General features: G+C 54.1%; 14 protein-coding genes and 2 pseudogenes. 10 read left to right on the forward strand and 6 right to left on the reverse strand.

Annotated features, from left to right (window positions below; all coding sequences use genetic code 11):
• Positions 1 to 25: 25 nt before the first annotated feature.
• Together ABN764_RS24805 and ABN764_RS24810 are read right to left on the reverse strand one after the other, a co-directional pair.
• Positions 26 to 967, reverse strand: coding sequence for a hypothetical protein (locus tag ABN764_RS24805; RefSeq protein ID WP_072728540.1), 942 nt, complete (start codon positions 965 to 967; stop codon positions 26 to 28).
• A complete protein-coding gene (locus tag ABN764_RS24810) occupies positions 964 to 1116 on the reverse strand; it encodes a hypothetical protein (protein WP_174808863.1) in 153 nt (50 codons plus the stop codon). The genes ABN764_RS24805 and ABN764_RS24810 overlap by 4 nt, the downstream gene beginning before the upstream one ends.
• A 389-nt stretch (positions 1117 to 1505) precedes the next feature.
• On the opposite strand from ABN764_RS24810, the gene ABN764_RS24815 reads away from it, so the two are divergent.
• The 9 genes from ABN764_RS24815 (at position 1506) to ABN764_RS24855 (ending at position 15646) form a co-directional block, all read left to right on the forward strand.
• On the forward strand, positions 1506 to 3287 hold the full coding sequence (locus ABN764_RS24815; RefSeq protein WP_446673412.1) for a vWA domain-containing protein: 1782 nt from the start codon (positions 1506 to 1508) through the stop codon (positions 3285 to 3287).
• A 55-nt stretch (positions 3288 to 3342) separates the two neighbouring features.
• A complete protein-coding gene (locus ABN764_RS24820) occupies positions 3343 to 6732 on the forward strand; it encodes a tubulin-like doman-containing protein (protein WP_446673413.1) in 3390 nt (1129 codons plus the stop codon).
• A gap of 1 nt (position 6733) precedes the next feature.
• Complete coding sequence (locus ABN764_RS24825; protein ID WP_446673414.1) at positions 6734 to 9169, forward strand: transcription initiation factor TFIID; 2436 nt, start codon at positions 6734 to 6736, stop codon at positions 9167 to 9169.
• Between the two features lie 18 nt (positions 9170 to 9187).
• Complete coding sequence (locus ABN764_RS24830) at positions 9188 to 9319, forward strand: hypothetical protein (RefSeq protein ID WP_446673415.1); 132 nt, start codon at positions 9188 to 9190, stop codon at positions 9317 to 9319.
• 70 nt (positions 9320 to 9389) lie between these two features.
• Positions 9390 to 10670, forward strand: coding sequence for a vWA domain-containing protein (locus ABN764_RS24835; RefSeq protein WP_174808867.1), 1281 nt, complete (start codon positions 9390 to 9392; stop codon positions 10668 to 10670).
• A gap of 20 nt (positions 10671 to 10690) precedes the next feature.
• On the forward strand, positions 10691 to 11329 hold the full coding sequence (locus ABN764_RS24840) for a beta-mannanase (protein WP_446673416.1): 639 nt from the start codon (positions 10691 to 10693) through the stop codon (positions 11327 to 11329).
• Between the two features lie 13 nt (positions 11330 to 11342).
• Positions 11343 to 12605: a hypothetical protein gene (locus ABN764_RS24845; protein WP_072728534.1), complete on the forward strand. Its 1263-nt coding sequence runs from the start codon at positions 11343 to 11345 to the stop codon at positions 12603 to 12605.
• Positions 12602 to 15445: a GAP1-N2 domain-containing protein gene (locus ABN764_RS24850; RefSeq protein ID WP_446673417.1), complete on the forward strand. Its 2844-nt coding sequence runs from the start codon at positions 12602 to 12604 to the stop codon at positions 15443 to 15445. Before ABN764_RS24845 ends, ABN764_RS24850 begins: the two co-directional genes overlap by 4 nt.
• 57 nt (positions 15446 to 15502) lie before the next feature.
• Positions 15503 to 15646: a hypothetical protein gene (locus tag ABN764_RS24855; RefSeq protein ID WP_174810249.1), complete on the forward strand. Its 144-nt coding sequence runs from the start codon at positions 15503 to 15505 to the stop codon at positions 15644 to 15646.
• A 66-nt stretch (positions 15647 to 15712) separates the two neighbouring features.
• Here the strand turns inward: ABN764_RS24855 and ABN764_RS24860 are convergent, their stop codons facing one another.
• From ABN764_RS24860 to ABN764_RS24875, 4 genes and pseudogenes are all read right to left on the reverse strand, one after another.
• Positions 15713 to 16582 (reverse strand): class I SAM-dependent methyltransferase, encoded by an 870-nt coding sequence (locus tag ABN764_RS24860; protein ID WP_446673418.1) that lies wholly within the window; start codon positions 16580 to 16582, stop codon positions 15713 to 15715.
• Between the two features lie 288 nt (positions 16583 to 16870).
• Positions 16871 to 17167, reverse strand: a complete 297-nt coding sequence (locus ABN764_RS24865; protein ID WP_315744941.1) for a thioredoxin family protein — start codon at positions 17165 to 17167, stop codon at positions 16871 to 16873.
• 255 nt (positions 17168 to 17422) lie between these two features.
• Positions 17423 to 17773 (reverse strand): annotated as a pseudogene (locus ABN764_RS24870) (sodium/glutamate symporter); the annotation flags it as partial.
• Positions 17757 to 18508, reverse strand: a pseudogene (locus ABN764_RS24875) (formimidoylglutamase). The pseudogenes ABN764_RS24870 and ABN764_RS24875, both read right to left, overlap by 17 nt.
• Positions 18509 to 18821: 313 nt before the next feature.
• Here ABN764_RS24875 and ABN764_RS24880 point away from each other — a divergent pair.
• Positions 18822 to 21233, forward strand: a complete 2412-nt coding sequence (locus ABN764_RS24880; RefSeq protein ID WP_446673419.1) for a penicillin acylase family protein — start codon at positions 18822 to 18824, stop codon at positions 21231 to 21233.
• Positions 21234 to 21317 lie beyond the last annotated feature (84 nt).

Below are 21317 nucleotides of genomic sequence, written 5' to 3' on the forward strand. Positions count from 1 at the left end.
AGGACGTCTCGGATCGTCATATACATTAGCCTCTCCCGGCCGAGTCCTGAAAGTCAGGATCCCATTCGTATTTCTCGCGCACAATCCGGTTCACCTCGTCGGCGATGCGATCCCATTTTTCATGCGGGTGCTGTCGAATCATCCGGTGCAGCCGGAGCAAGCGCACCTTCGGCAGTCGATGGGCGTAGCGTCGTACCAATCCGGGATAGGCGAGCACGTAACGCTTCATGCGTACGGCCGCGCCGGCCACGCCCGCCAGGATGTCCTGGCCGTTGTCCAGCCCGAGAATTTCCGGCTCATAATGGATGACGAACTGGAACGTGCGGTCCTTGATCAGATCCCGCTTGATTTTGGCGATCTCGCCGATGTAATCGGCCAATAGCGGATCATATTGCTGTAGCAAGAGCGGTTCCAGTTCCAGCTCCATATCTTTGCGCAGTGCGAAGTAATGAAGCAGTGCCAACTGCTGCAGCCGAATCGTATCGTTGCGGATTAACGGCAGCAGCTGGCGCAGCAGTTCGTAGGTGAGCTGCTTGTCGTCATCCCAATGCGAGAAGGCGTGCTCCCAGTCGCGGTATAGATCCTGAGCCAGCTTCTCCTGCTCGCGCTGCAGCAGCTGGTCCAGCTCACGGCTGGCTTCTGCGGACCTCGCCTTGCGCTGGACGAACCAGAGCAGGCCGATAAGCAGAATGGACGCTGCGGCGCAGAGCGCCATCTGACCGAATGTGTCGCTAAGCAGGATGCCGATGAGCCCAAGCAGCAGGGCGAAGAGCTGCTTCGTCTGCATTGATCGCCTCACCCGGGCGGCCGCGTACCGTTCGATTGGGCGCAGCGAGGTTTTGCCGCAGACAGGACAGACATCTTCCTCCAGCGCGGTGAAGGCCTGACACGAGCCGCATCGATGCACGAGATGATAGAGCTGCTTCGGCTTGCGGTACGGTCTGAAATAGACAGGTATTTTTTTCATGTCGATCTCCCGCTCTCTCCGTTCACAATAGAGACAAGCCGGGCGTCAATATCCGCCGGCGAAGGCGTCGTCTTCCGCCGAACCCAATAGAGGACGGTCTGGCTGGCGACAAATAGAAACAAAATTGCGATACAACAGTATGCTAACATAGTGAGTTCCTTCCTTTTAACAGCAAACTAGAGTAATAGGATATGCTCCGCAAGCCCATAGTAAACTATCAAGGCTGCGTGTCCTTGTATCGTATACTGATTAGACAAATTTCGACAATGGTATCCTTCATTCGGATGACTTTGTCCCTATTGCATAGTGTCGAATAAGGTTGAACTTTATAGTTACTGATTATATCATAATGACAGATTGGTGATAGAATCGACAAATATATTGTCATTTCAGACGATATGGTGGCGGGGAAGTCGAGAAAATTCAGAAAATGTTCATCTAATCTTAATAACTATAAGGTATAACAAAATAGTGCCTTCTTCAGTGGCGCATGTGTGCCTGCCATTAACCTATCACTTTATGATAAAGGAGTACAATTATGCTTCGGAGAAAATTAGCTGCTTACATGATGTTATTCACTCTGGCATTCGGCTTGCTGCCCATGCTCGGGAAGGTGCCTGCAGCGCAGGCGGCCGAGGCGGCCTCGAAGATCGATGCCATGCTTGTTATCGATGTGAGTAATTCGATGGATACGAGCGATACAGACAAGATCGGCAACGAAGCGATGAAGATGTTTATCGATATGCTGTCTTCCGCAGGCGACAAAGTCGGCATCGTCGCTTATACCGATAAAATCGAACGCGAGAAAGCGCTGCTGGAAATTCAGTCCCAGGAGGACAAGGAGGATCTGAAGCAGTTCATCGATCAATTGAACCGCGGGGCCTATACCGATATCGCGGTTGGGGTGAAGGAAGGCGTCAAGGTGCTCGAGCAGGGAGCCGACCCGGCCCATGAGCCGATGATCGTGCTGCTGGCTGACGGCAACAACTATTTGAACAAGAACAGCGGCCGCACGCAGGCGAAGTCGGATCTGGAGCTGAGCGCGGCGGTAAAAGAAGCGAAGCAAAAGGGCATCCCGATCTATACGATCGGACTGAACGCCGACGGGCAGTTGAACAAGGAAGCGCTGGCCGAATTGTCGAAGCAGACGAACGGCAAATCGTTCGTCACATCGTCGGCGGACGACCTTCCGCAAATATTGAGCGAGATTTTTGCCAGCCATCAGAAGCTGAAAATCGTTCCGATCCAGCCGATCACCGGGAACGGGAGCTATCAGGACGTGACGGTGAACGTGCCGAATGCGAACGTCATGGAGGCCAATATTTCGATCCTGTCCTCGAAGCCGGTTGAATTGAAGCTGTACGACCCGTCCGGCAAGGAGGTCGCGATTCCTTCCGATGACGTCCAGCTATCCCGTTCGAATAGCTATTCGCTCCTGAAGCTGATCCAACCGGTCCAGGGCGACTGGAAGCTGAAGGTCAAGGGGGCGGATAAGGACAAGATCGATATTAATCTCGTCTTCAACTATGATCTGGATCTGACGATGGACCCGATTTCGGCCAAAACGTATAAAAAAGGCGATAAAATCAAAATCGGCGCCTACTTGACCAGCAATGGCCGGAAGCTGCAAAATGATGCGCTGTACCAGAACATGAGCGCCGTGCTGAATGTCAAGGATCTCGATACCGGCGATACGTACGATCTTCCCCTCGCTCAGGCGGGCAACCGCTTCGAAGGGGAATTCGAGGTGAAGGACAAGCATGATTACGAGATCATAGTAAGGGCGGAGGAGAAAAGCTTCTACCGGGAGACGGAGCCGGTCAAGGTGAGCGCCAAGCCCGCGGGCGCCGGATCGTCTGCTCAAGCAGGGGCAGGCGAAGGAGATGCGGCTAAGCCGTTCCCGACGTGGATCGTCTATGCGGCTATCGTCCTCATCGTCCTCGCTCTGGCCGCCGGGTTCCTCCTCGCGGCATGGAAGAAGGCGAACCGCGGCTTCGTCGGCCAGATGGTCATCGAGATCCGCGATGAGAATACGGGAGAGAAGACCTATCCGCAATATAAGAAGTTGACCGCCTTCAAAGGCAAATTCACGATTCACCAGCTGCTGCAGTTGGCGCCTGAGTTCAAGGAGACCGAGAAGATGGTGTTTATGCCGGGCAAGAGCGACCGCATCCTGCTCAAGAACGGATCGGCCGGGACAGTTGAGAAATCGGGCCGCGCCGTCGATGCGAGCAGAGGGCTGGAGATGAAGAGCGGCGACCGGATTACAGTGCCGCTGCAACAGGTTGATAAAACGGTCTGGATTGAATATATCGTGTAGAACCGTTCCGCAAGCCCGTTTTTGAACTTGAAATGATAGGGAGGAACATCCATTTATGAAACCAATCGTCAGAGAACATATTCAGCAATTGGACGTATCGCTAGGCGGAGGCATCGTCAGCGACAAGATCCGCGTCGACACGATCGACAATCCGATCCTGATTATCGGCTTGGGAGGGACCGGCATCGACGCCCTGCTGCGCTTGAAGTATCAGATCAATCGCAGATTCAAGCTGCCAGAGGATCCGATCTCGAAGAAGAAGCGCGGGAAGCCGGACAATGTGGAGTTCCTGGCATTCGAGACGAATGAACAGGATCGCAACAAAACATACCGCGGCATCGGACTCGATCCGCTCAATGAATTCGTGCTGCTGTCGAACGCCGAGATAGGCGGGCTGCTGCAGAACCGCAGCATTCTGGAGCCATATATTACCGAGTGGCTCTCCCCTGAGCTGAGCATCACCGACGGAATGAACGGCGCCGCCGGCGTGCGCCAGGCGGGCCGCCTGCTTCTGTTCACCAAGATCAATCAGGTCGTGCAGGCGATTGACAAGAAGATTAAGACGCTGTCCGTCGGCACGAACAAGAAGCTGATGGTGTTTCTGCTGTCCGGCTTGTCCGGCGGGACCGGCAGCGGCTGCTTCTTGGACATCGCCTATATCGTGCGCGGCATTATCGAGCGGGATTATGGCTCGGCGGGCATCGATCGCGTCAATACGCTCGGCTATCTGTTCACTCCGGACGTGAACCTGTCGAACAAGAGCCTAAGCGAGCATACGCGCGAATATATCAAGAAGAACGGCTACGCTGCGCTCAAGGAGCTTGATTACTGGATGAACGTCGATAGCCGCGGCGAGCGCTTCCGGCAGAAGTACGGCAACATTTTGACGGTCAATTCTCCGCTGTCACCGTTCAACCTGTGCCATCTGATCTCGGCGACGAACACGGAAGGGAAGCTGCTGGAGAACGCGTATGACTACTGTATGAACGTGACGGCGGAGAACATCACGAACTTCATGGCGAGCGAGGAGAAGCAGTCCGGCGAGGAATTCGCGATTCACGATTACATCAGCAACATCCGCACGAATATCGCCCAGATGAACCGGGCGTATCCGGCGAATTACGAATACAACATCATCGGGGCTTCGTCGGCCGTCTTGCCGATTGAAGAGATGACGACCTATCTCGGGTACCGCCTGTTCCAGAAGATGGAGAAGATGTTCCAGAAGGCGCCGAGCCAGGAGGAGGTCGAGAAGTTCGCCCGCAAGCTAGGCGTCGATCTCGACACGATGGTGCAGACGTTCGAATCGCGCGTGCCGGAGCCGCTGCCAGGCTTCGAGAACAGCGAGCGCCTGAGCTATAACAATGTCATCAAAATGCAAGTCGTCAATATGGATACGGAGCTGGAGCAGACATTCCTAGCACGGGCGCGCGAGGAATACATCAAGGCGAAGAAGCAGCTTCCCGGCGAGATCGTCGGCAGCTTCACCGATCAGATCCGGCGGATGTTCCTCCATCCGGAGCAGGGGCCGTTCTATGTGTCTCGTCTTATCTACACGGAGAAGGGCTTCTGCTTGTTGAAAATGCTGCTCTCCTACATCGAGACGCTGCGCGAAAATCTGCATCATATTCCGCGCGACATCGAGGCGGCACAAGAGCAGGCGAGCGAGCGTCTCGGCGATGCGAAGAGCGCCTTTATTTCCAAGGACAAGAAGAAAAATATGTACATCGAAGCCAAAATTCAGGAATATTGGCTGCATGCCGATGTGGAGCGCACGGAGCAGATGATCGAATTCTACGAAGATCTGTATCAGTTGTTGAACCATGAGAACAACCGCATTTATAGCGTATTTACTGAAATATTGAACGCGCTCAACTCGATCTTCGAGAAGAACGGCGACATTCTGATCAACGGCGAGGAGCAAGCCGACCATAAGGGGAACCGGACCTATTACTGGAACATCGTCAGCGTACCGGACATCTCGAAAGTGATCAGCAACATTATGGATCAGAAGGAAGTCGACGACCTGATCCGCGACTTCTCGCTGGAACTGCTGAATCACTCGAACCAATGGGTCAAGGAGCAGGAGCTTGATATCGTCAGATCGATTTCGGATTTCCTGTCGGACAAGTTCGGCGATCTGATTACGCAATCCATGGAAGAGTTCCTTGTCATGAAGTTCGGCAACGACGAGTCGATCGATAAGTTCGTCGAGCGCCAGATCGCGAGCAAGCTGGATGACGAGGCGGTTCCGGTGTTCCATTTGAGCAACAGCTCGGGCAATCTGCATTTTCCGCGCTGGGGCTTCGTATCAGTGCCCGTCAAGGCGCCGAGCATTCTCAAAGGGATCCGCAACTACCAGAACAATGCGGTCGGCAAGTCGAACTTCACCGTCAAGGAGAGTGAGGTGAAGAACCGCATATTCTGGCTGAATACGCATAACGGGGTGCCGCTCTTCGTCTATACGCCGCTCAAAGTATACGAGGAGAGTTATGAGCGCACGATTCTCGACAAAGAAGGGATCGGCCGCCATCTCGTGCAGACAGACAAGGCGAACTGGACGTATCTTCCTTCCCCAATCCCGGAGCAATCATGGGGAGATACGTACCGGAACGAACGGGTGCAGAAATACAACGCCCGCGTCCGCACCGAGTTCGAGCGGGGCGCGCGGTTCAAGACCGTCATCGAGAAGGGGATGGACGACAATACGAGCAACCGCTATGCCGTCGTCTTCACGAAGCCGTTCAACCTCACGGACATGCTCACAAGCTACGATCTGCAGCTGCAGGCCGCGAAGCCGAATCTCGGGGAAGTGAAGCGCGCATACCTGGATCTGAAGCGGCTGCTCGAAGAGGGCTTGGAGCCGGTTGAGACCAAAGATATTTTCGGCAGCATCAGCGAGGAGCTGGCGAAGGAGAATCTGATCCGTTCGCCGGAGCTGATCGCGCGTCTGCGTGAGGAGCTGGCCAAGTACGAAGCGATCAAGGCGAAGGTGGTGAAGTTCGAGCAATTGCTCGGACAGCATCAGGACGAGGAGAAGCAGCAGGATCAATTCATCGAAGCGATGTACACCGGAACGATCTGCAAAAAAGGCGCGCTCTATGTATATGACCGCGACGAGGAAGAGGAAGCGTGGGAGCCGTTCGTCAATCTAATGAAGAGCCGGGATTATGTCGAGTACGAGGTATACGAGCATTTCCGCGGCCTGGAAGAGAAGCATCGCGGCACGCTGCTGCGCAAATCGGCCCGCCGCGCCGCCGAGATGACGGCAACGGAGGATGTCGATCCGCTGCTGGCGAAGCTGGATGAGCTGTACACGGCGTTCCTAGAGGCGCGCGAGCGGCTGGAATACGAGAAAATCGAACTGGCGAACGGCGAGGATACGTACCAGTTCTACAAGCAGTTGACGACCAAGCTGAACGCCATTCGGAGAAAGTTGAAATAAGATGATGACGCAGACCAAAGTGGAAAGGTTCGCAACCGAATATGCGCGCGACGAGGATCGACTCACCGGCCGGGACGATAACCAGAGCAGCATTCATTATCCGACGGTGTTCCTCTTCATCGGGAACAAGGCGGGGGACGCGATTGAGCCGATGATCCAGATTAGCGAGCGGAAATGGGATAACAGTGCCGGCGTCATGTACGTGCACATTGCGTCCCGTGGTCTAGGGGTAGAAGTCTCCGGCGGGGAAGATTCCGCCGCCCGCAGCGCCGCTTCTTCCGCACGGCATGGCGCAGAACCCGGCGGCAGAGTTGCCCGGCTCGTGCTTCCGCTCGGCGGAAGCGGGGATAGCGACAGCCGCAGGACGATACGCCGCGATGTGCACCGTATGTTCTACGCGGAGGAGGGCGGCCTGCTTGAGCTCAACCGCATCTTGCGGAAGGTGAGCAGCGATATCGCGGAGTACGGCCGCCTCTATGCTTCGTTCGATCGGATTCATCTGGCGGTCATTACGCGGGCCGATGATCCGCTCACTGTGCTGGTGCCGGAAATTACGCTGCTGGCGGAAGCTATTTTTCAGCAATCGTTCAAGTCGGTGCAGACGGATCTGTACGCGCTCATCAGCGAGCGGGAACAAGCCGAATCCTTCGGCTATGCCAGCTCGGCGGGAGTCGCGTTCCTTCGTGAGCTCGATTATATGCAGAGTCCGGACTACTCGTTCTCGGCCCCGCTGCATGTGACGGAAGACAGGATTGCGATCGAGGTGACGCATCCCGCTTCGCCGTTATTCGATCTCGTCTATGTGCTGACGGACAAAAATGAACGCGGCATGTCATCTTTCGACGAAGAAGACAATTACGAGATCATTTGCCATATGAACCTGTTGAAAAACCGGAAGCGGATCGACTCGGCTGGGGCGCATGGAATGGATAGCTACAACAACACCTCCCTGCGCAACAATCTGATGACCGAATCCGGCCGGATCGGGTTCGTCTCGGCGGGCTTCTCGAAGGTGAAGCGCCCGAATCATTCGATAGCGCTCGCTGTGCTGTACCATTTCTGCCGGGAGCTGACCGAGCGGATGAAGGGCGGACCCGAGCGAACGGCCGCGGAGAAGCTTGCCTGGTTCGGACTGAACACGGAAGCGATAGAGGCCCAGGTCGATCAGACGGTCCCGGCCGCGGAGCGGCTCGGCGACATGAACGGCTTGATGACGCATGGCATCAGCTTCAGCCAGCTGAAGCGCATGACGCTGCGCGAAGCAGAGGAAGCGCTGTTCGGCAGCGGCTGCACCGCTTTTTTCCGGGAGAACTATGAACGGGCCGCCGAGAGCGCGATCCGGCAGCTTCCGGACGACGAGCTGCATGATGCGGTTCGGCAGCGGTTGGCCGCCCAGACGGATACCTGCTTCTATCATGTGTACGTCTGGACGAACGAGGCCGAGGAAGCGGGCAGCGTCTGGCCGCTTCTGCACGGCCGCATCCGCGATGCGGCAAGAGCGCTGGAAGCGGCGCGGGCGGAGCTGGAGCAGAAGTATAGCGAGACGGTGGAGGCGCAATCGTTCAAACGGCTGCCGTTGATGGATAAGCACAATGTACGCAGCTTCATCCGCGCCTTCTTCGACACCGTGTACTGCCAGAAGCTGGAGGTGCTGCGGCTGGAGACGGAGCTGCGGCTGTATCGGAAATATGAAGCGGAGCTGGAACGGCTGCACGCGATCTGCAAGCAGTATGTGCAGCAGATGGAGTCGCTGGAACGGACGCTCCGGGAAGCGGCGCTCGCCAGCATCCGCCGGGCTGATGATTATATCGGCCAAAATATTATGGAGTATTATGAACGTGTGACGGCGGATGTCATGCGGGACATCGAGGCGAAGCGGGGGCCGGGGGCCTTCGGCGAAGAACGATATATGGGCAGCATCACCCGCCTGCTGGAGCAGGGGATAGAAGCTTTGGCCGCGCGACTGTGCGAGGTATGCCGGGATCATATGTTGACCGCGGCTCCGTTCCGGCAGACGTTCGAGGAAGAACTGCTGCGGCGGGCGAACGTGACGATCGACTACAGCAACCAGGAGGTGCTGTCGCGGGACGAACTGTTCAAGAAGCTGAATCGGACGCTGGAGGAGTATGCTGGCATTCATATCCGCTTGCTCGATTATACGCATAAGCACCGCTACGAGGAGAAATATTTTTTCGGCGACGCGACGAGCGAATTTATGCGGTATGCGTTGAACGAGGAGGAGACGTCCCGTATCTACAAGCTCGGCTGCGTGCACGAGAAGCGAAGCAGCGGGGTAGAGAAGCTGAACATGATGGGCGGCTTCCGCGTCGAGGACCTGATGTATTACCGGAATGGCAAAATGTACTACGAGAGCTACGTGCAGAACGGGTACCGATTCCATGGTATCGATCCTGAACTGCTGCCGTCTATCCGTTAATCCGGGTATGCCAGGCGAGTGTCCGCCGGGCTTCCGTACGGACTGCTGCCGTTCTCGGGGGAAGCGGAACGCCAGCGCATTGATCCGAAGGGCAGAAGCTGCATCCGGGGCAGCGAACCTGGCATGGAGCGGGTCATGACGATTACCTGAGCGTATATGTAAATACCGGCCTTTATGAACACGTATTTTATGTGAGATTATGTGAGAGGATGCTATATTTATGCAGCGAAAAGTGAATTGGCTCATGGTGCTGTTCAGCTTGATTGGAGGCACGGTCGGCTGGGCCGCCGGGGAGTGGCTGCTGTGTCGTCTGGTTGGCCACTGGCCGGATGTCGTGGTGAGCGGGCTCTACTTCGGGATCATCGCCCTATTCATCGGCCTGGCCTGTCTGACGGCCGAGATGATCTCGCCCCGGCTGAATGGCCAATCGTGGCGGCAGCGGTATGCGGGCACATCGTGGCTGGTGCTCGTGCCCGCGACGCTTGTCCTGCTGTTCATCGCGGGGCTGACGCTCGAAGCGGCCTACCAGATTGAAGCGGGCGGCGTGAAGTCGGTCGAAAATATCGTGCTTGTGATCGACAATTCGGGCAGCATGGAGCAGACGGATCCGAACCAGGATCGCTATAAAGCGGCCAAGCGAATGATCGAAGAGATGGATCGGGACAAGCGGGTAGCTGTGTTTGTATTTAACGACAGCGTGACCCTGCTTCAGCCTTTCGTGCAAGTGAAGGATCAGGCTGTCAAGGATGAGCTGTTCGATAAGATGGATGGGCTCCAGCCGACGCAGGGCCGTACGGATATCGGCCTGTCTCTATCCGAAGCGATGAAGCATATTAAGGACAATCCGGCTGATTCGGGCGGCACGATGGCCGTCCTGCTGTCGGACGGCTTCAGCGAAGTGAATACGAACGAAGTGCTCGCTGATTATAAGGCGAAGCTTATTGCCGTTCACACGATCGGCCTCAGTCTGGTGGACGCGGAAGGCTCGGGCCTACTACGCCAGATCGCGGACGAGACCGGCGGCCAGTATTACGATGTGTCCAAAGCGGACGATCTGTCGTTCGTTTTCGAGCAGATCTACAGCAGCATCGGCGATCGGACGTTGGTGACGGAGCGTTCCGGGCCGCTTCGGGACAGCGGCTATTATAAGGCGCTGCATGTCATTGCCCTCGCGCTGATTGGCACTGCGCTTGGCTTGTCGCTCGGCCTCGTGTTCGACAACCGCTATCTCGCCAAGAGCTTCGCTATCGGCGGGGCTGTGGCGGGGCTGCTTGCTGGTCTATTGCTGGAGGCCGGCTTGTCCGGACGACCGCTTGCGGACGGAGCCGTGCGCCTCGGCGCCGATCTAGTGCTGGCGGGCGTCATTGCGATGTTCACGCTGGCCGTGCCTGTGCAGGAGAGCCAGCGGCAGCAGGAAAGCCGCCGGCGAAGAGGAGCGGCAGGGAATGAAGGCAGCAGCCTGTCCGGACGGCAGCCCGATCAGAACAGCCGTGGATTCTAGTGTGGAGGGGGCTATGATAGATGTATTATTCGGAAGCGGGTTCGGAGACGCCGATCATCCGCAGACTGGCACATAGTATTGACGAAGATCGATGTACGCTGCGATGGCTGTGGCCCGATACGATTCAGGCCGTCTACGTGCACAAGGCGGCGGCGGATCGCCTGGCGGCCGAGCGTCCGCCGGTCGCGGAGCTGAAGCTGTATACGAGAGACGAGTACAAAGCCAACAACGGGTACCATGACCGGATTGATGGGATCGGGCGGCTCGTCTATACCATCTACGCTTGTCTACTGCAGGAGGATGGACAGCAGCAGCTCGTCATCCAGCAGGATGGCGGGAACCGGATCGCACTGAGCACCGGCCGGGCGAGAATCTGTTATTCGATCCGCTATAAAGGCGGCTGGTTCAAAACATTCAAGACGGCGCAAATCCAGGTGGCGGCAGAGGTGCCGCTCCCTGCGGATGTGCTGTGCTATGTGAAGAAGCACGGCGGCTATCCCGCCAGTAAAGACGACGGCACGGTCTACCCGTTCGTCGAGCCGTTCGCCCCGGGCCGGAACATGCTGCCGGAGATTGAGATCGGGAAGGACGATTATATTCGGCTCTTCTTCACCGACGGCCGCCAATACGGCCAGCTGTACGAGCTGATACCGGAATGAGGAGGAGAAGACATTGGGGATTTTTGATTTTCTGAAGCGCAAGCCGCAGCCGGCGTCACGGCCGCTGTTCTATGATATCGTATGCCCGTACTGCTTCAGCAAGTTCTCGCCGGCGGAGGTCGTGTTCCGCGCGGCGCATCACCGCGAGGATGACGAGAATTATGCGCTGCAGGAGGATGAGAAGCTGAACAAATACCGGGACCGCTTCGGCCTGGACACGGTCTATGATATGGAGGCGGTCATCGAGCCGCGCGATGTTCCCGAGGAGCATCATCTGTATTCCGACCATGTGCTTATCGGGCTGAATGACCGCTATGGCGTCGTCACGCGCAGAAGGCTGTGCCCGCACTGCCATAATGAGCTGCCCGTAACGGCAGGGAAGGTGCCGAGCAATATCATTTCCATTATCGGAGCTTCCCAGGTCGGCAAATCGGTCTACATGACCTCGCTGATTCATACGCTCCAGCATGTGACGGCCGATCATTTCGATGCCGCCTGCATGCCGCTCAATGCGGAGATAAGCCGCAAGTTCCGCACGTTGTACGAGGAGCCTCTGTTCGAACGCGGCGATCTGCTCGCGTCGACGCAGAAGGAGAAGATGCAGGAGCCGTTTATCTTTCAATTCGTCTTCAAGGATGAGACGAAGCCGCCGCTCACACTGGTGTTTTTTGATGTCGCGGGGGAAGGGATGGTTGATCAGGATTATCTCGGCCTGCATGGCCAGCATATTAAAAATTCGACCGGCATTCTGTTCATGATCGATCCGCTGCAAATTCGGTCGATTCGTGAAAAAATCCGTATGCAATACGGCGGAGCCTCGGACGATTGGGTACCGCAATATGACGAGCCGCGCGATGTCGTGCTGACGCTGTTCGGCGACTTCATCGCTTACCAGGACAAGAATAAGACCGACATTCCGACGGCGGTCGTACTGACGAAGAGCGACATGCTGCATGCGTTGAAGGATGAGGATGGAGACTATATTAAGTCGAATAGCAATATTTTCCACAATATGGTTCATCGCAAATATCTCGATCTGACGGAATTCCATAATATCGACGGCGAGATCCGGCGCTTCATCGAGAAGGTGGACCGTCCATTCAAAGGAACGATGGATGTCTATTTCTCCAATACGGCCTACTTCGCCGTGTCGGCATTGGGCAGCAACCCGGTCAATCAGAAGCTGCAGGGGGTTGTCAGTCCAATCCGGGTAGATGAGCCGTTCATCTGGCTGTTGCATCAATTGGATTATATCGAGGGGAGAGAGCAGCATTGACATCGAACAGATCCTCTCGCATCCAGCAGCAAATGTACACGCGGGAGCGGCGCGGTATTTTCCGCTTCAACGAAGGCTTCGACACGATCGCGGTCTCCGGCGGGCTTGATACCGGATTCATCAAAAAAGTACTGCATCCGTTCTGTGTCTATGACGCACCGGCGGAGCTGGCCGCGCGCGGTGAGAAGGACGAAGCACGCTATCCGCAAGCACTGCACCTGTTCCACGCTGAGATGGGGCAGCTCGTCCTAGGCCGCAGCATCTATCAGGCGGCGGATTTCACGGGCTTGCGCAGCGCCTTCTTCACCCATAACTATATTATGCCCGCCGATCAGGCGGCTGAAGCGGTGAAGGACTACCCCTCGCTGCTGAACGCGGACTTCGGCGGCAGCTATGATATCGAGCAGGGTACAGAGCTGCCTGAGTTGGAGAGGATTCCTGCCGCGGCGGAAGCGCGCCGTTCGGCTTCGCCGACCTCCCTGCTCGCCAGCCTCGGCATCGATGAGAAGATGTTCAAGAAGCTGTTGTTCGCCGTCATCTCGTCCGTCGTCACAAGACGCAAAGTGTTCGTGGCGCTCGACGTCGCGGTGGAGGAATTGTCGGAGACTGCCTTGCAGCTGGTCGGCGTGCTGTACGGCAGTCTGCCGTATGCGTACCGCCGTGCGTTCGGCTTCCTGACGTTCTCGAAGGAGCCGCAGAGCCGGAAGGGCATTCATCTGACGTTCGTCGAGCAAGGGAGCTTGCGCCCGAATGATCGCAGCATCGACAAGGATTATACCTTCGATCTCGCGTCCAAGCGGGTGACGAATGTCGATATCGATCTGGGGAAGCAGCCCTACTTGAGCTTCGCCTGGAGCAATCTGGATCAGCCCGGGCGGGCGGAAGCCTTCTATGTCTTCCACGAGCAGATGCTGGAGGGTATGGACTCGCAGCGGCATACCGCGATCGCGAGCTGCCACGAGCTGGCTGTCTTGTACCAGATCGAGGAAGGCAGTAATTCTATGTATATGCAGAATCGGGTTGGCGCGCTGCGTTCGATGCTCGATTACTTGGCGCCGGAAGGGGCTGTTCAGTCGAAGCGGCGGCTGGCGGAGCTGTTACGCGGAGCCTTCCAGCGCGAGTATGAGCTCGTCAAGCAGGGCGAGATGCCCGATCCGGCTATCGTGAAATGCTTCATGGAATTCGAAGCGCTTGCCGGGGCGGCGCTGGGCAGCGATCTGCTCGGGTACTTGATCCGGAGCTTATATGAAGCCAATCAGGCGAAGAGCCGTGAGCGAACGGAAGCCTATTATGCGCTCATCGAGGGCAGCGACAGCGTCAGCAAGCCTTTCTTCGACACGTTGCTGCGGGGCGGCAAGACGGTGGAGCTTTTCTTCCCGTATATGCGGCAGAAATTCCAGGAGATCGTCCGGGCCGAGGAGCTTGTGAAGCTGGCTCACCATTGGTCCAGCCAGCATCCGGTACTGCTGTGCAAGGCTGAGTTCACCGAGCTGGCTGCCGGACAGCTCGCCGAGAAGCTGCGGCATGATGCGGAGCCGGTGTCCGCCGTGAACGCGGTTCTGGATACGGTAGACCGCCTGCTCGCGGAGAAGGGGCGGATTGCCGACGAAGATATGCTGCTCTTGATGGAGCAGTTGTCTTATGCGGCGAATGTGTTCCTGCTGAAGGAGCTGAATCTGGAGGAGACGCGCCAGGAAGCGTTCCTCCAGATCGGTTTCCTAGCGCACCCGGGCGAGGTGAGGGAATGGGTCGCCCGTTATTCGCCTCAGGTGCAATCCACGGCGAATGTCATGCTGGCTGCATACCGCTGGTTCCGCGACGCTGAGCCGGATGAATCGATCTTCGGCGGCTTATCGCCTGCCGAGCTGGATCGGTTGCAGCAACTTGGACGACGCTGGTTGCAGAAGGATCTGGAGCCGTCCCGCTTCCGGCGTCTAGTGCTGGCGTTCTACCGGGATGCCGACACAGGCTTGATCGAATACGGAGCGCTGCTCCATTATTTGCACCTGCATGCGCCGAACCGGGAGACCGTCTATCTGTTCATGAACTGGTCCGAGAAGCAGCGCTTGTTCTCGCGAGAAAGGAAGCTCGAGCCGGGATATGTCGCGGCGGTGGTCGCTTATTTCAAAAATTACGACCAAGACGCGTTCAAAAACCGGACGAACCGTAAGCTCTATTTCGAGCAGGCGGGCGCGCCGCTTCAGGCTGCATACGTCAAGGCCCGCAGTGAGTTATCGCCGCCCATCGTCAGATGGCTGCGGCGCAACCGGAAAGCGATGGTGTGGTTCGCGACCGCGATCCTGGTCATCTGCGGCATCTGCGGCGGATTGGCGGCTTCCGGCGTCTTCGACAGCGGCAAGCCCGCAGTGGCGGATATCACTGCGTCCAATCCTGCGCCGTCTCCGCAAGAACGGGCAAATAAGATCGAACCGCAAGTCTACGCGAGGCAAGTCGAAGATTTCGTGGACGGCGAATGGAAGCCGACGACAGAGCTTATATTCGAGTTCGGGACGGAGGCGGAATGCTCCGCTTTTCAGGCGGGCACGATTACATTGAAGCTGGAGGGTGGCACCGAGCAGACGTATAAGGATCGTCCTGTGCAGAATCTCTGTTCTTCGGGGGCCGCTTCTTCTTCCACAAGCGGCGGGCAGCAGGATCAGAATGGCGACGGGAGCGGACAACCAGCCGGAGGAGCAGATGGCAGCACTGGCGGGACTTCGGCCGAGCCGACCCAGCAGCGATCCTATCAAGCGATTGTTTCTTTGGGTAAAATGATAGATATCGGAAAAATAAGCGGAGTACTTGTGAATCAGAAAATAGTTGAGTATATTGAGAAATAGAGGCTGACAGTCAGCCTCTATTTTTTTGTCATCCTGTACCGAAAGACAGAGAAGACTGTGAGCCATGCGCTCGCTGCCGGTACGCTTGAACCGCGAACGCGAATGGATTCGATGGGAACGGTGCCATCGCTCGTGCTGACGATTGGATTGTGGGGCGTCCGCTATGTGGCGGCGGGTGCAGAGAAAGATAGATTCGAATAAACATTGAATGCTAGGTTACTAGGGGGATGTCGGATATACAATGTCTAGTTTGGAAAACGGCCTAAATCATTTTGTCGCGTTTGGCTTGACATCCGTCTTTTTACGTGCTACGACATACAATTCATGTCCGCGCATGTTTGCTTGGAGATGGGGAATAAGAGCCATCTTCTGTGGTATAGAAATTTCTTTGTATCGGTCTGATTTCTGTAGACTTAGATTGATATCCATATGAATTCGGTGCGGAGCTTGGCGAGAAAAGATAGTAATTGGTTCAAATGAAGCCTGTTCCAGCAATAAAGGTAAATTATCACTAGAGTAATGAAATAAATGATCGACTTCTGTATAGAGTAAAGATTCAACTCCGCAAATTTCATTGGTAAAGGAGTGATGGTTTGGAACGCTAAAAAATAGCAAACCATCCTCATAAAGTACAGAATGAACTTCTTGTAGAAAAGTAATTGGTTCCGGAACATGTTCGAGAACATGCCAAAAAGCAACGGCGTTAAAGGTTGGTTGTGTGGGGAAAAGCGATCGCTCCCACATGCTGTTATTCAATTTAATACCGTAATTTTCTTTAACATACTGGCAAGAAGTGGCGGATGGTTCTAAACCTGAAACATTCCATCCCGCAGCTTGTGCAGCGTATAAAAATTCACCGGTGCCAGAACCTATTTCAAGCAGATTTCCTTTGGTTGCGTGAAATTGTTGAATTAAAGTGATATTGAATAATGCAAATTCAACAAAAGTAGATTCTTTATACGGCTCTCTCATAGATAACCAAGCTTCATTATAAATTTCCGGAATAAATTTTTTAGTATTGATATTTGATAATCCTTCCTGAAATACCAACTCGCAATTAGAACATTGCAATAAGTTAAATTGGCTATAACGATGAAAGTATGTAATAAATTGTGATTTGCATATCGGACAATTCATGGATAGCCCTCCCCCTTCACATTATGGTATATGACTTCGTGGAGCATTGTGTTCTATCCTAAAAAAAGAAATCAGGAACAATCGCGGAACAAGGCTGGCATGACGTGTTGTTGACATTGGGTGGTCTGTATGCCCGGCTGTGAATACGACAGCAGGAAGGGAGCGACTGGAGCTTATCTTCATGAGGCTGCAAATCTTATTACGCTCGATTCCTTGGCAGACACACTGGATTGCAGTACCATAACCAGTTTCCCCGTTGGATAAGTGGCAGTCTACAACTATGAGCGGTTACCAAAAAAAATGAAGCAGCCTTAGCCCGATAAGTTTTTCTACCGGCTCACCGTTATGAAACATCATGACGGTTGGCATAGACATAACGCGGTATTCGGACGCGATGGCAGGGGAGTCGTCACAGTCTACCTGGAGTACGGTTACCTGTTCCCCATATTGATGATCCAACTCGTCGAGAATAGGCAGAAGCGCCTTACATGGCGGACACCATGATGCTCCGAATTCAACAAGTGTAACCCCTTGCACGCGAATAAATCCTTGAAATGATTGTTCATTAACTTCGTACATACTCATCGTTATTCCTCCCAGTTTGTTGTTTGTCTTTCGTCTAGAATGAAGCGGATGCGCTCTTGCAGGTTGGACTTTATAGATTCAAGAAAATGGATTTGCTCGTCGATTTCCGCAAGCTTTTGTTCATAAATCGGGAGTACTTCTTGACAGAAAATAACTATAGTCAAACAACAAGAAGTGTCTTAACATCTGCAGAAATACAGCAAAACCTCCAGTTCCACATCGTGGGCTGGAGGTCTTTTTGTTTTGAATGGTGAACCCTAAAAGTGCACCAAGGATCCTATTTTGCGCCAAAGCGAGAAATCCGCAGGCAAGCCAGTAAATGACGAGCAGCTTGCCGCCTAATTTGATGAGTTGAAAGCTTGCCCCCAGTCCTACCGTGGTGAAGAACGTGAGCATGAATAGACTTTGGAGCGAAGTAAAGGTAATTTCCAATAGACCTGTCGTTTTCAGGATCGTTGCTAGGATAGCAAACAGCAGTCCACCAACAACGGGCGCTGGAATACAAAACTTTTGCAGTACTCCCGATTTTCTGACAAAAAAGGTTCCAAGTACAAGCAGGGCTACAGCCAAAAATATCGTACTCACTTGATTAAGCGCCAGCGTCATCAGTATTCCTCCCCATAAATGTCATGATAGCTTCATTCGTCAAGTATGCTCCCAATTTTATGGTTCTTCCGTTCTCGTCAACAGCCGGGTTCACCTCGCAAATATCAAACGAAAGCGTTTTCTTATGAGCGGCGACTGTGCGAATAAGGGTACGAACGACCATCGGTGTTAATCCGAAAGGAGAGGGAGCACTGACTCCCGGCGCAAATGCCGCATGAGAACATCGGTACAAAGTGTGAGCATGACATAATCCTGCTGTTCGATGAACACTCGTAAGGTTGAAAGGATGCTATCCATCTGTCCTTCATACATATCTTCTTCTAGAATGTAGCGGGTAACGAGCTCGTCCGCTTTGTCGAACAGTTCTTGTGTATTACCGAAACGCTGGATGCCAAGCACCAAGTAGCTGCTATTGCGATCCTGCTCTAGTATTTGACGGAACATCGTTCCTGATGATGGCTGAGTGTCGTAGGGGCGTAGGTCGAAATGGGCGTCAATGTTGATAATTCCAAGTGAAGCATCTGGCCCGATATGCTGCCGGACACCTAAATAATGTCCATATAGCGTCTCATGTCCTCCGCCTTCCTCGCATTCAAATCCGATGATGGCGCAAGTGTTTGGAGAAAAGGTTTTCTTTGGTGCATCCAGTTCCATCCGTTCCACAATTTGATGGTAGCGGAAGCTGCTTCTTCTCTCTGCATGATCCGTGCGGCCGATCCATACATCGGCTCCAATAAATCGAAGAAATCAACTTAAATCGATAAGATCTAGGGTTGTCTGTTTGCTACGAAGCTAGATCCACCATCGGTCGCGTGGGGCTCCCTTAAGGTTCTCTCGGGATTGTACATTAGAAATTTCAACAGCCAGGCCGTAAGTCATCGGGTTATCCGATGATTTACGGCTTTTCACGTTACCCGTAAATATGAACATTAGAAAGAGTATTCATTAATATGATTATGAATAGATATTGTGCTTGTTTGTAAGCGCTTAACCACTTATAATGGTTGATAATCCACAAATATCCAAATTAGTCTAGAGGGGGTTCTGCATGAATCTTTTGGCCGCTGTAACCGTTCCGAGCGTCAAACGTCACAAGAAAAAACGCTGGCCGCGCATTACCGGAATCATTGTTTTGGTCTTAGTTCTTTTGCTTGCCTGCGCAGGGGGATATGTTTATTGGTTCGTGAATAAAAGTCTGCCTGTCGTACAAGGGAAACTCAATATTTCTGGACTGGAAAAGGAAGTGACGGTATGGAGGGATGCTTCCGGCGTTCCGCATATCGAGGCGCAAAATGAACATGATCTCTACATGGCTCAAGGTTACGTAACGGCACAGGATCGCATGTTTCAGATGGATTTGAGCCGCAGACAGGCTTCCGGACAGCTAAGTGAAGTGGTGGGGGCTAAGGCAATCGATCGGGATAAATTTTTCCGGGCGTTTAGTTTGCGGCGTGCGGCAGAGGTTTCTCTGGGAGCTTACTCAGAAGAGTACCGACAGGTGCTGCAATGGTATGCGGATGGCGTCAACAAGTACATCAAGCATGCAAAAGCCGCCAGTTCACTACCGGTCGAATTTGCGATTCTGGGGTATGAACCCGCGGAATGGCAGCCTGTGGACTCCTTGACGATTGGCAAATACATGGCCTATGATCTGGCAGGCAACTGGGAGGGGCAGGCTTTTAGGTACGCAATGGCGCAGAAGCTGTCAACAGAGAAATTTCAGTCGCTTATGCCAACCTATCCGAAGGATGGGGCAATGATCATTCAAGCGTTAAAAGAACGACCGGTCGATCTGACAGCGCTGGCAGCTACCGCGGTTCCGCGGGATCCATTTAACGGCAGCAATAACTGGGTCGTATCTGGAGAGAAGTCGGCATCCGGCAAGCCGATGCTGGCCAATGACCCGCATCTAGGTCTGAGTACGCCGTCCATCTGGTATGAGACGCATCTCACAGCACCGGAGCTGAACGTGAGCGGAGTGATTTTTGCGGGCGTTCCAGGGATCATTCTCGGGCATAACGACACGATAGCCTGGGGGGTGACGAATCTGAGTCCGGACGTACAGGATCTCTATATTGAGAAAAGAAACCCGAACAATCCGCATCAATTCGAATATATGGGGAAATGGGAGGAGGCCAAGGTTTATCAAGAGGAAATTAAGGTAAAAGGCGAGGCTCCGGTGCCGTATGAAGTTGTCGTGACCCGGCATGGCCCGATTATCTCTGAATTCGCGCATGATCAGCGGCAGGAAACGGCGCTTGCGATGAAATGGACCGCCTTAGATGCAACAACCGAGCTCGAAGCGGTTCAGATGTTCGCGAAAGCGCGGAATTGGGAGGAGTTCAAGCAGGCGTTGACACATTTTGAAGCACCTGCTCAAAATTTTGTTTTTGCTTCTACGGATGGCACGATTGCCTACCGTGGGAACGGTCTGATTCCGATCCGCAAAAAAGGCGACGGTTCTGTTCCGGTACCAGGCTGGATGGATGAATATGAGTGGACGGGATATATCCCGTGGGATGAACTGCCCACAACCGTGAACCCAAAGGAAGGGTATATCGCTACGGCGAACAATAAAGTGATCGGCGACAGCTATCCGTATCATCTAACGGACGTCTGGTCCCAGCCATACCGTGAAGCGCGTATCCAACAGGTGCTGTCTGCCAAGGATAAGCTAACCATAGAGGATATGGAAAAACTTCAATTTGACCGCCATAACCTTCAGGCAGAAGAGTTTGTTGATGAGTTGATTGCCAAGATCAAAGACTCGCCGGATTTGCGGCAAATCGACCGCGACGTGCTTTCGCTTATACAAGGCTGGAATAAAGTGAATGATCCGGATCAGGCTGCGCCGCTTGGCTTTGAGCTGTGGATGCAGGGTTTTGATGATGTGCTATTCAAATCCGAAATCAACGCTGATTTGATGGAACTGTTTAACAATAAATCGGTTGTTAAGGATGAAATGCTCCGCCGAGCGCTTCAAGGCGAGCGGGAGCCATGGATCGACGAAAAAGGCGGAATCGAGAAGGTGGCGCTGCAGGCATTCCAGCTGGCAGTGGATCAGGCTGTTTCGCTGCAGGGCAAACATCCGGACAAATGGCAGTGGGGCAAGTTCCATCAGGTTGATTTTGCCCATCCTCTTGGTACTGTGAAGCCGTTGGATCTGATTTTTAATGCCAAGTCTGTTCCGATGGGCGGCGGCCGTGTCACCGTCGGGGCTGCAGGTTGGGATGCGGAGAGCGGCGAAGTCACCCATGGGGCACCGTGGCGAACGGTCATCGATATGTCCAATCCGACCCGTTCGTTGAATGTGGTGGGGCCCGGCCAATCCGGACATGTGCTGAGCAAGTGGTACCATGACCAGGTGGATGACTGGTCGACCGGACAATACCACGTCACGAGCATCGAACCGAATGAATACCGAAAGGCAGGAAATGAACTGAAATTAGTGCCGGAATGAGAAAATGAGAAGAAAAATGCGATAGATTCCCAAGACAACACACGATCCAGTCTAAGATAGCGCTATGTAAGGCTGGGTCGTGTG

It is taken from the genome of Paenibacillus wuxiensis, from assembly GCF_040195695.1.
GTDB classification, from domain to species: domain Bacteria; phylum Bacillota; class Bacilli; order Paenibacillales; family Paenibacillaceae; genus Paenibacillus_B; species Paenibacillus_B suaedae.